This is a genomic window from Paracoccus nototheniae (assembly GCF_004335005.1).
In the GTDB taxonomy this organism is placed as follows: domain Bacteria; phylum Pseudomonadota; class Alphaproteobacteria; order Rhodobacterales; family Rhodobacteraceae; genus Paracoccus; species Paracoccus nototheniae.
On record NZ_RQRT01000097.1, the window covers coordinates 1 to 10,430 of the forward strand.

General features: G+C 59.3%; 11 protein-coding genes. 4 read left to right on the forward strand and 7 right to left on the reverse strand.

Annotation, left to right across the window (positions count from 1 at the left end):
- Nucleotides 1-249 (forward strand): conjugal transfer protein TraD (gene traD, locus EG885_RS20445; protein ID WP_131578349.1); only part of this gene is annotated, 249 nt, incomplete at its 5' end.
- A 40-nt stretch (nt 250-289) separates the two neighbouring features.
- Nucleotides 290-868 carry a hypothetical protein gene (locus EG885_RS20450; protein WP_131578351.1) on the forward strand — a complete coding sequence of 193 codons (579 nt, stop codon included), beginning with the start codon at nt 290-292 and terminating at the stop codon, nt 866-868.
- Between the two features lie 18 nt (nt 869-886).
- On the opposite strand, the gene EG885_RS20455 is transcribed toward EG885_RS20450, so the two are convergent.
- Nucleotides 887-1,309, reverse strand: a complete 423-nt coding sequence (locus tag EG885_RS20455; protein WP_207392358.1) for a type II toxin-antitoxin system VapC family toxin — start codon at nt 1,307-1,309, stop codon at nt 887-889.
- Nucleotides 1,309-1,563: a type II toxin-antitoxin system Phd/YefM family antitoxin gene (locus EG885_RS20460; RefSeq protein ID WP_131578355.1), complete on the reverse strand. Its 255-nt coding sequence runs from the start codon at nt 1,561-1,563 to the stop codon at nt 1,309-1,311. The genes EG885_RS20455 and EG885_RS20460 overlap by 1 nt, the downstream gene beginning before the upstream one ends.
- 473 nt (nt 1,564-2,036) lie before the next feature.
- Between EG885_RS20460 and EG885_RS20465 the strand changes: the two genes are divergently transcribed.
- Entirely contained in the window at nt 2,037-2,570 is a 534-nt protein-coding gene (locus EG885_RS20465; protein WP_207392359.1) for a hypothetical protein, read from the forward strand.
- 182 nt (nt 2,571-2,752) lie between these two features.
- Here the strand turns inward: EG885_RS20465 and EG885_RS20470 are convergent, their stop codons facing one another.
- Nucleotides 2,753-3,142: a helix-turn-helix domain-containing protein gene (locus tag EG885_RS20470; protein ID WP_131578359.1), complete on the reverse strand. Its 390-nt coding sequence runs from the start codon at nt 3,140-3,142 to the stop codon at nt 2,753-2,755.
- Nucleotides 3,143-3,231: 89 nt separating this feature from the next.
- Entirely contained in the window at nt 3,232-3,597 is a 366-nt protein-coding gene (locus EG885_RS20475) for a response regulator (protein WP_131578361.1), read from the reverse strand.
- 230 nt (nt 3,598-3,827) lie between these two features.
- Here EG885_RS20475 and EG885_RS20480 point away from each other — a divergent pair, with 230 nt between their 5' ends.
- The gene (locus tag EG885_RS20480; protein WP_131578363.1) at nt 3,828-4,208 is read left to right on the forward strand and encodes a hypothetical protein; all 381 of its coding nucleotides are present in this window, start codon (nt 3,828-3,830) and stop codon (nt 4,206-4,208) included.
- Between the two features lie 570 nt (nt 4,209-4,778).
- Here EG885_RS20480 and EG885_RS20485 read toward each other — a convergent pair.
- The 3 genes from EG885_RS20485 to mobQ form a co-directional block, all read right to left on the reverse strand.
- On the reverse strand, nt 4,779-7,322 hold the full coding sequence (locus EG885_RS20485; RefSeq protein WP_131578365.1) for a mechanosensitive ion channel family protein: 2,544 nt from the start codon (nt 7,320-7,322) through the stop codon (nt 4,779-4,781).
- Between the two features lie 74 nt (nt 7,323-7,396).
- Nucleotides 7,397-8,131: an aquaporin Z gene (gene aqpZ / locus EG885_RS20490; protein WP_131578367.1), complete on the reverse strand. Its 735-nt coding sequence runs from the start codon at nt 8,129-8,131 to the stop codon at nt 7,397-7,399.
- 867 nt (nt 8,132-8,998) lie between these two features.
- Entirely contained in the window at nt 8,999-10,156 is a 1,158-nt protein-coding gene (gene mobQ, locus EG885_RS23145; RefSeq protein ID WP_207392360.1) for a MobQ family relaxase, read from the reverse strand.
- Between the last annotated feature and the right edge of the window lie 274 nt (nt 10,157-10,430).

The following is a 10,430-nucleotide window of genomic DNA, read 5'->3' on the forward strand; positions in this document are numbered from 1 at the left end:
AAGACACTCGACCAGCAGATTGCAACGGCTGAATCCAAGCTCGCCTTGCTCAGATCCAAGAAGAAAGCCACCGACACCCGCGTCAAGATCATCGTCGGGGCTGTCGTCGTGAAGGCGGCACTGGAAACCCCCGACGCTGCCGCAAAGCTGGCAGGCCTGCTGCGCGACCGAGTAACACGCGACCTCGATGTGAAAGACATTCAGCAGCTCTTGGCCAGCCTCGACAAGAAGGCCGCAAAGAATGGCTGATCCGAGAAACCCCGCCGGAGCCCCCACGCCTCAGGACGAGATGCTGGAAGCCCTGGTCTCCGTTACCGCAGAGAACACCACGACGCTGATCGACGTGCAGCATCAGGCAGCAGCAACAGCCGCCTCCGTGAAAGATGCCCGCACCTACATGGCCACAGTCGTCAAGAACACGGACTGGGAGACCAACGGCAAGAAGATCGCCGCCATTCTAGACAAGGCACTGCTGCAGGATCGCGCCGCCCTGCATGCAGTCGGAGAGGCTGCACGCGACATGCGCGGGACATCCATCGAGATCACCCACAGAGCCGTTGATGCCGCTGTGGCACAGATGGATGCTAGCAAGTCCTTTGACAGGGCTGCAGAGCGGCTCCTGGGGGCCCTGGAGGCCCATCAGCAGGGCAAGTGGCGCAGAGCAGGCATCATCGCCCTCATCGGGGCGCTCTGCGGCGCTGTGGGCTTCTTTGCCCGCGAGCCGGCGACCAGATCTCAGCACCTCTGGGATGCAGGCGCCGCGCTCAGGCTCGACGCGTCAGATCGGGCCTGCAGAGACCTCCGTGGGGAAACCCTGCCGTCCGGCGAGCGATTGGCCTGTGTCATCTGGCAGGACCGGCCTCAGTGAGCCTGATGCAGTTCGGTCCTAAGCGATGTCCCATGGGTTGATGATCTGCACGCCTGTCGGCGCGAAGTCGGCCACATTGCGCGTGACGATTGCCATGGCATGGACAATCCCTGTCGCAGCGATAAGGGCGTCCCTGTCGCTGCGTGGGTCAGGAACATGCAGAGCAGCGCAGCAGAGCGCGACAGGACCGTCTACCGGCAGGATACGCCCCTCAAATGCCGGAAGTACCCTGTCAGTCATCCAGGCTCTCAGAACGGCCCCTTGAGCAGGGTCGCGCCTTTCGGCCTGCCTGATACCCATTTCAAGCTCCAGAAGCGTAATGGCCGACAAGAACAGGGCTGACGGGTCCTGAACTGCCGCCCAGGAAACAACATTCGCATCCGCTTTCCCTGCTTTTGCTTTGCGCAGTTCGGACACCACGTTCGTATCGAGAATGAACATCAGGACAAATCGACCGGCTTCGTGAGGTCACTCAATCGACCGGGTTCAAAAGAGACTTCTGCCACCTCCGGGTCAGCCAACAGATCAATGATATTTTCTCGCTGCCCTGTAAGCCGCCTGTAGGCTTCAATGCTGAGCAACACATGCGCGGGCTTGCCACGGTCAGTGATGAACACAGGCCCGTTCTGAGCAGCCCGCTTTGCGCCGCTGGCATCTTGGTTGAACGTCCGGCTGGTAATTGTTGTCATTTCCATTGCCTATATCCTCTCTAGAAACCAAATGTAGAAATATTACTACAAACTAAAAAGTGTCCATAGGGTTCCTAAGGTAACAAATCTGTAGATCGCTCTTTGCCCCTTTTTGCTTGTCATCCGCCTCCTTGTTCCTGTGCCGTGAATAACTCTTGGCCCTTCTTTCTTGGATACATGGATACGCTGGTGCATTTTCTGGGTTTCAACCAGCACACGCTGGCACGGCGCGCGCTTGACAGTTACCCCACAGGTAACTACCGTTACCCCACAGGTAACTGTCGGGTGAGGGCATGACGAGAATTCCTATCTATGAACTCCGCAGCATGGGCGTGTCTCGGGACGACATTGATCTTGCAAAGGTGACCCAAGACGCTCAGCGCAGGAACGGATCACCGGTTCAGTCTATTGGGGTGTTGGTGGGGGCGGTCGAGCCACGGCAGAGGCAGAACCCACCCGCTAGCTTGAACGACAGAGCCATGCGGAAGCGTGGCACCTATGATCAAGCCGCGCTGTTACTCGACCAGCAAGCCTTGCAGGAAAGCAGCCCAGAGCGGGCAGCGAAGGCACGCGAAGCGGCGATGGCGGCGAAAGAACTGAGCTCTGCCGCGCAGATCGAATTCGATTTCTTCGGAGGTAACGTGTCGATTGCATTCCAATACATGGACGCGGTGACGGAGCGGCTCTTCGAGCACTCTAAAACACCGGCGCAGGCGAAAGAAGCCATTTCGATCCTTTGGGTAATCTGCCGGCACTTGGGCTGGCAGTCCTATGAATGCACCAAAACAGCCGCAGAGCTTTCTGAGATCACTCACACGCAAGCGCCCCACATGGCAACGGCACTGAAGCTGCTTGAAGACGTTGGGGCCATCCAGCGCACCAAGCGCGGCCGGACCAAGACGATCACGGTCACACCTGAAGGCGCCTTCCGAGGCAACGTGAACAATCATGCCAAAGCGGTCGAGCGGTATAAGTTGGACGTGATAGAGGGTGGCAAGGGTGCAAAGGACTGAGAAGGCCGTTACCTGTTCCGGTCCCGCCTCGCCTGTTCGCCTTCTGACCGCGTCAAGAAGGTGACCCGCTGAAAACACAAGTTCTGCACCCCCATCGACCCACAGATACTACAGATCTCGCAGTGGAACGCCATCCGCCCATGAGAACATTGCGCGAACATGTCCGCAAGTTGTGGTACCCGTCACCGGCCAGTAAGTCGCGCCCATAGTCCTTGATGCTGTGCCCGGTCCTCTGGCTTGGGTAGCAGCCGCCGTAGATCTTCTAAGTGCCGGCCACGTTCCTCGGCTACCTTCTCCGCTGCTTCAAGTTTGGCCTGCAACACCTTGATCTCTGCCTGCAAGTCCCGTGCAGCACCCCTGTCATCATCTGCCAAGTCTGCATGAAGGATGGGTGCAGGGGTTTCAGGCTTGTTGCCGCGCCGTGGATAAACCCGCGCCAGCTCGGCAATGTCAAAGTGCCAACAGTCATCGGTCTTGATGGCACTGATTTTCCCTTGCTCATGGTGCTTTGCCAGTGTCGGTCTGCTGACCTCGAACATCTTGGCAGCCTTCGCCATGCTGATCTTGCTCACATGCAGCCCCTTTCCATCCTCACCTGTTATCAACTGAAAAGTCTTCATGCAGCAGGGGTGCAATGGCAAGAGCCGGTTCGGCTGCCTTGTCAAGGACCGGGAAACAACTTCTCTGCTACGATCATCATATTGATCGGCTTGGGCACAAGCGGGATGCCGGCATACTTCTCGGGAATGGAGGCTTTGTCTTCGCTGCTGGCGAAGATGACCGGAACACCCGCTGCCAGCAGGTCGTCTGCCAGAGGATAGGCCAATTCACTGCCAAGCCGGATGTTGAGGATGCCGCCATCCGGTAGAGGCTTCTCCTGGAGGACCGCGAAGCCCTCCTTCAATGTGGGCGCCGGCCCGACCACCACCCCGCCGTAACTCTCGATCTGCTGACAAATATCGAGACACAGGAAGAATTCGTCTTCCACGACCAGGATACGCCGTCCAGCGAGGTCAGGTTTGTTCATGAGGCACCTTAGCAGCTACAGGTAGGCCAACAGGTAGCTTGAGGCGTGGTTCCCACTGCCCGAAGAGCTGCCGCTCCTCGTGGGAGTTCCGGGCGCGCTTCCAAGCTTCTGTTCAGTATCTGGCCTGCCTTTCCATCGGTAATGCCGGCCTTTCCTATCTTTCGTATCTGACAGTCAGGAGGTCGGAGATAGTGCTCACTCTCCGGGATGTGCAGGTGATAGAGTAGCTTATGGAAAAGCATGAGTTTCGAGGTTTGCTCCTAAGGGCGGGTCTGCCCGAGGATCAGATCGACAGCGTGCTCGATCACTTTCTCATTTTCGGCTACGCCTCCAAAATCATGTCCCTGAGCGACCACACGACCGCCACGAGCACCTATGCCAGGATGGATGCCTATCTGGACCCCCAAGACACCTACACCCCTGTCGGGCGCTACCTTGTCTCCCTCGGTGCCGAGATCATCGCTTGGGAAGACAGGACGGCCAGGCTCAACCTCCAGCCTCTGCTCCGGCCCGTAACGGGTGTTATGGCTCCGATTTGGTCGGTGGGGGTGGATCATCCGGAGGTTGTGAGTTTCGAGGGCCAAGGCGGCGAAGAGCCTCGGCAACCTTGACCTCGATCATCCGCTCGATGTCGTGGCCACGGCCCAAGCGGTCTGCTCGCTTTTTTTCAGCTTCAAGTCTTTCGCACAGTTTTGCTCGATGAGCTTTCTGCAAAGCCATCAGCAGAGCCCGGACCTTCGACGTTCCCATCGTGTGGTCACGTTGGGTATCTAAGTAGAGCGTGCTGAACCAGCAGCTTTATATGCAGGGTCTGATATTGGATATTGTGCTGATAGGCCGCCACGGCAGCGATCAGCAAATACCACTCTTCACCCGTCAAGTTTTTCAGCGACCATTCGCGAGGCATAGTGCGCTCCGATGCTACCGATATGATTTGAGAAAATCGACGACCGGAGCATTCACCCCCGCCATGTGTGCTGGACTGCACGCGATATAGTCTTGCGCCAACGGCCAGACCATACGCTTCAAGAACCACATCACCTAGCAAATAGAGCTAATAAAAAGCAGTTCCATCTATAGCAGAGTCCGCTCGCTTAAAGATTGATTGGAGCGATCATTAATCCCGCAGCAAAACCAAATTTTTAAATGATACCTTCTCTCGCGGTAGTTGCGACCATGGCTTACTGTGCAGCCGCTGGTGTCTTAGTACGGTTGGCAAAAGACATCGCCATGGCTGGCTCGACATAGTGGACCCTGCTGGTCGGGACGGCAAAGTCCACACCGAGTCCACGTGCAAGATCGACAACGTCACCTAGAAGCTGGTGTTTGACTGCAGTGGTATCGGTCCCTGCATCGAAACTGCCGCCCAGCTTGATCACCAACGAGGCCGGGCCGATCTCGTCCAAAGCGGCACGGGCGCCGGGGCGGGCGTTTGTTTGACGCGCAAACGCAGCCTGAAGTCCCTCAACAAACTCATCCACCTTGGCGCGCGGCGTGTCGGAGGCGATAGAGATGGCGATGTTGAGGTCTACCCCGGCAATCTTCGGCTTGCCCCAGTTGTGCAGGTTGTCGTCCGCAAGTTTGACGTTCGGCACCACTACGACGTTGCCGTCCATGGTTCGCAGGCGGGTGGAGCGCATGCCGACCTCCTCAACCACGCCCTTCAGCCCGCCACCCTCGATCAGGTCGCCCCTTTTGAACGAGCGATCCGACATCAGGATGCCTGCGCCGATAAAGTTGGACACGGCGTCCTTTGACGCAATGGCCAAAGCAAGGCCCCCGACCCCCAGCCCGGCGATCACCCCTTCATAGGGCAGGCCGAGGACGTCCGCCGCAAGGACAACCCCTCCGACCAAAACCGCGATCTTGGCCAATCCGCCACCAAGTTCCACCGCGATGTCATCGAACTTGGTGAGAGACTTTGCCGCGGGATGGGCCAGCGCCATCGTCGCCGTTTGCACCAGCCTGTAGAGAAAGAAGGTACCGCCAAGGAGCATGAGAAGCAGCGCAAAGCTGTTGCCCACTGCCGACACGTCCTGGCGAAGTCCGATCTCGCGCAGCAGCACTGTGAGGATGCCGCCGGCGACAAACATCCGGGCCGGCCAGCCGAAGGCAGAGGCCATCGAGGCGCGCATTTCCGGCCGGGCCTTGCCCACGCGCAGCATTGCCGTGGTCAGGATGCGGCCAAGCCAGACGATCACCCAGGACAGCGCCACCGTCAGCAGCAGCGTGCCAGCGATGGCGATCCACTGCCAGTTCTCCAGAAGGAACGGTCGCCTCAGCAGACGCGGCGAGATCTCCTTGAGCTGGCTGCGCAGCTTGAACGCATTGGTCAGAGGCTCGCTGGCCACTACGCCATCCGCCAGCGCAAGGTTCTGCATCGCGTCATAGATCTCGGGAGCGGCTGCTAGACTGTCGGCCGTGAAGAGCCAGTGGACCGTTCCGTCCTCCTGAGGGTACCGGTCGATGGCGATGGCGCCGAGCGCATGCTCATAGACAATATAAGGCTGTCTTTGGTTCGGATCGTCCGGCACCTCTTGCCAGATCGAGTAACCGACGCGGTCGATAATCTGCCGGATGTACTCGGCTGCCAGCGGACCGTCGGTAGACTGAAGGTTTTCAGGAATTTCGGACAGATCGAGCATCGACAAGGCCAGTTCGGCGCCACCGTCCTCCCAAGTGGCCGTGCCGCGGGTGAAGGCGCGAGCGGTCTGGCGGGGGCCGTAGCGGCGCGCTTCGGCGAGAGCGTCGAAATCCTCGACCTCAAGGGCCGTCAGCGCCTCTGTGTTCCAGGTGTCGAGGACCTGCAGCGGGGGTACCACGAGCTGCCAGTTGTCGGCACCCGCCTCGATAAAGGCGATCGGAAAGGTCCACTCTGTCCCTGCCGGTCCGACGTCGAAGCTGGCCAGTCCTGCCTCCCCAGCATCGGGTGCAGACAGCGCCCGAAAGGTCGAGAGGTTGAGCAGGCGCAGGAACTGCGTGACGCGGGCATTGCGGTTGCGCAGGTCCTCCTCGCCATCAGGAAAGGCCAGGTAGCGACGAATGGACAGCTCTGCAAAACTATCGCCGTCGGCGGCTGCGTTGGCCGCTGACAGGAGCGAGATAAGAGCCGCCCGCGGCGTGTCCGAGCCGAAGCCCGCTGCCGCGGCCCGCTCTTCATCAAGCCGCTCCCCGTTCCAGTACTCACCGTTTCCAGACCGGCCGACAAAGCTTTGGCCATCGGGTGCCAGCGCAAACTCGAACTCTCCGGTGCTGCCCGGCTGTTCCCAAGTCCCTTTAGCTACCACGCCTTCTATTGAGCCGCTTAGCGTAGCATCCCCGGGCTGATAGGTGCCGGTGATGGTCGAGCCAGACTGTTCAAGGATCAGGAGAGCCTGTCCGCCGCGCCAAATGCTGCGCCACGAGCCGTTCCAGTTGATCGCGTCGGCATCCTCGATTACGGCACCGGCTTCTTCAGCTACCGTCACTGCCACGGCGGCCTCTCCAGTCGCGACAGTGGCCTCCTCGGCCGCCTCGGCGGCCTGTTGGGCGGCAGCGGCGGCTTCTTCGGTTGCGGCAACCGCGTCCGCGTTGGCTTTTGCAGCCTCCTCGATGGCCTCGACGGCCGTCACCGCTTCTGGGATAGCAGCCGCTGCACCCTCGCTTGCGGCCTCTTGGGCAAATGCAACTGAAGTGCAACCGAGGGCGGCAACCAGCAGCCATGCAGAGAGAAAAGAAGACTTCATTGCATTGTCCTGCCATCAAGTCGGCTATGATAGAGCCGCAGAGAAGCATTTGGCTCCTTTGCCAGTTGTCGTGATCAGCCTGGACTGCGGACACCGCCCACGACCGGCTCTTCAGGCTGTGGGCTGATCCAGCGGTAAAGGATGCCGCCGGCTGCCCCGCCAATTAGAGGCGCGATCCAGAACATCCAGAGCTGGCCCAGAGCCCAGCCTCCGGCAAAGAGCGCCGGACCCGTGCTACGAGCCGGGTTCACGGAGGTGTTGGTGATCGGGATGCTGATCAGGTGGATAAGGGTCAGCCCCAGCCCGATAGCGATGGGAGCAAAGCCTACCGGCGCCCGGCCATGGGTCGCGCCCATAATGATGAACAGGAAGAACGCCGTCAGGACGACCTCGGCCATGAAGGCCGCGCCCATGGAGTAGCCCCCCGGCGAATGTGCACCATACCCATTGGAAGCAAAGCCGCTTCCTGCGGCATCAAATCCCGGCGCACCGCTGGCAATTACATATAGCACCAGAGCCCCAAGGACCGCGCCCAGAACCTGGGCCACAATGTAGGGCAGAATCTCCGACGTAGGGAAGCGCCCGCCTGCCGCAAGGCCCACGGTCACGGCCGGGTTCAGGTGACAGCCCGAGACATGCCCGATGGCATAGGCCATAGTGAGCACGGTAAGGCCGAAGGCAAGGGACACTCCCAGAAAGCCAATGCCCAGCTCTGGGAAAGCGGCGGCCAGAACGGCGGAGCCGCAGCCGCCCAAGGTCAGCCAGAATGTTCCAATTAGTTCAGCGGCATATTTTTGAGGATTGACCATGACAACGTTCCTGGCTTTCTGAAATTTTCGAAAACTTAGTGTCGTAGAAGTTGGTGTAATCCTTGCAGGGCAAATGAACCGCTTATAAAACAGCCATGCGTCGCAAAATCTAAGCCCGTTACTCTTTTTCTTACAGTTGGTTGACCATCTAGTCCTGCACAAAACTATAGGAATACTTTTTTGTCAGGAATCAATAAGAATTCACAACCGCCCCTAAATTCAACCTATGGTTATATATTATATAGATAATTAAATCTAAGGTGTATCATTGTGCATGATGTGCATGTCTTACGTACGAAGACATATTTATACGTACATATGAACTGGGAGATCATTTTTCTTAACAAGATACTTTTTATCTGTTAAATTTAGTAATGAAATCCTAGGAAGAAATAGTAGAATCAGTTGCACGGCTATTATATCGCAAGCGAGATAATGATGCCTAAATTGGACCTTTCAGGAGAAGAGCTTGACCTTCTCGTCACGGCGACTTCAGCCTACCAACACCACGAAAAATTCAGGGCGCTTTATCGCAAGTTGGGAACGTACCAGTATGCCATACGCATCGTTCAGCCCGAGTTTCTTCAACCTCTGTCTTGCCCAGAACCAAAGCCCTCAAGCGTAACCTATCGTTATAAAGATAGATAACCGGGAGACGGCCTCAGCTATCTCATCAAGCCGCGACCAGAAGTTCTAGAAAAGCCCAATCGTGGCTTTCGCATTGTATTTTTGCTCTGCGCTGTGCTTTGAACCGCCGCGTTGTTTCTACTGCGATACGAGAAAAGTCGTGCCGCCTAGCAGAGACAGGCTGGAGACAAGGAGACCTTTCGAGCCAGTGGTTCGGCTGGCAGACCTACATTTATGCGATCAATGACTATAATCCGGCCCTTCGCGCTCAGCGGCCCGCTGCCGTTCCAACGCCTGCTCTTGCTCCAACACGCGTTGACGCTCCCGATCCTGCGCTGTCAGATCCACCTCGGCGCGATCAACGTTGCGCTCGATCTCCACGCCCCGATCCTCACCGCGCCCCGCCCGCGCGGCCTGTAGCCGTTCAAGGGCAGTTTGCGGCGCATCTACGGCCTCACGCGATGCGCGCGCGGCTTGCAGCCGCTCCAGCGCCGTCTCCGGGGCGCGGCTGAGGCCAAGCGCCACCGTGCGCTCCTGTACCCGGTCCAGGGTCCGCTCCAGCCACGCGCGGGCCTGCGTCCGGAACTCACGGGCGACCTCGCGGACCTGTAGGCCGATGTCGCGGACCTCCTGCCAGCGATCGGAGGCCGGTGTGGCGATCCCGCGCCGCATCATGCTCCAGCCCCGGGCGCCGACATCAGGCAGGGGTGGGCGGTCCAGCTCCACCGCCCGCGCCATCTCTGCAACGTGGGCCCGCTCGTCGCCGCTGCACTCGGCCACAGAGGCCCGTTCAAGCGCATCCTCGCGCTGCGCCTCTAGGGTGCGGTGATCGACCCGTTCATGGACGCTACAGCGCTCGAGCGTCTGGTTGACGTGCTCGGCCCAGGACGACCGCCAGTCCACCAGCAGCTCCTTGGCGTTCCAGTCGCGGTTCTTGGCCCCGAACCCCTCGGGGCCGATCTCGCGGGTGGTCAGCATGATGTGGGCGTGATGGTTGCGCTGGTCGCCTTCACGCCCCGGGGCGTGAAGAGCGATGTCAGCAACCATCCCCCGGGAGACGAACTGCTCTTGGACGAACCCGCGCACCAGGTCGCGGTTCTGCTCAGCCGTCAGCTCGGACGGCAGGGCCACGCGCACCTCGCGGCTGACCTGCGCGTCCTTGCGGCGCTCGATCTGCTCCACGGCGTTCCACAGCGCAGAACGATCACGCGCCCAGTCCGGCGCATGCTCGGGGGCGAGGATCTCGCTGTGCTCGACACCGTGCTTGCGGGTGTAGTCGTGGACCTCGCCGGTGCGACGATCCACGACCCGCTCGGCGGCGCGATACGCGCTTGCGGCAGTCGCGGACCGCCCCTTGCTGCGGGAGATCACCGAGGCGTCAAAATGATAAATCGCCATGATCGCCCTCTTGGCTTGGTTTCGAAAGGATGCGCAGCGGTCCTTCGCTCACACGTCACGCAGTGACGTATAGGTGAGCACTTCGTGTCAGCCTAGCATTTACCACAGGCCTCTGTCTTGCTACCCATCGCACAACCAGAGGGACGCAAACCATGAAGACACTCGACCAGCAGATTGCAACGGCTGAATCCAAGCTCGCCTTGCTCAGATCCAAGAAGAAAGCCACCGACACCCGCGTCAAGATCATCGTCGGGGCTGTCGTCGTGAAGGCGGC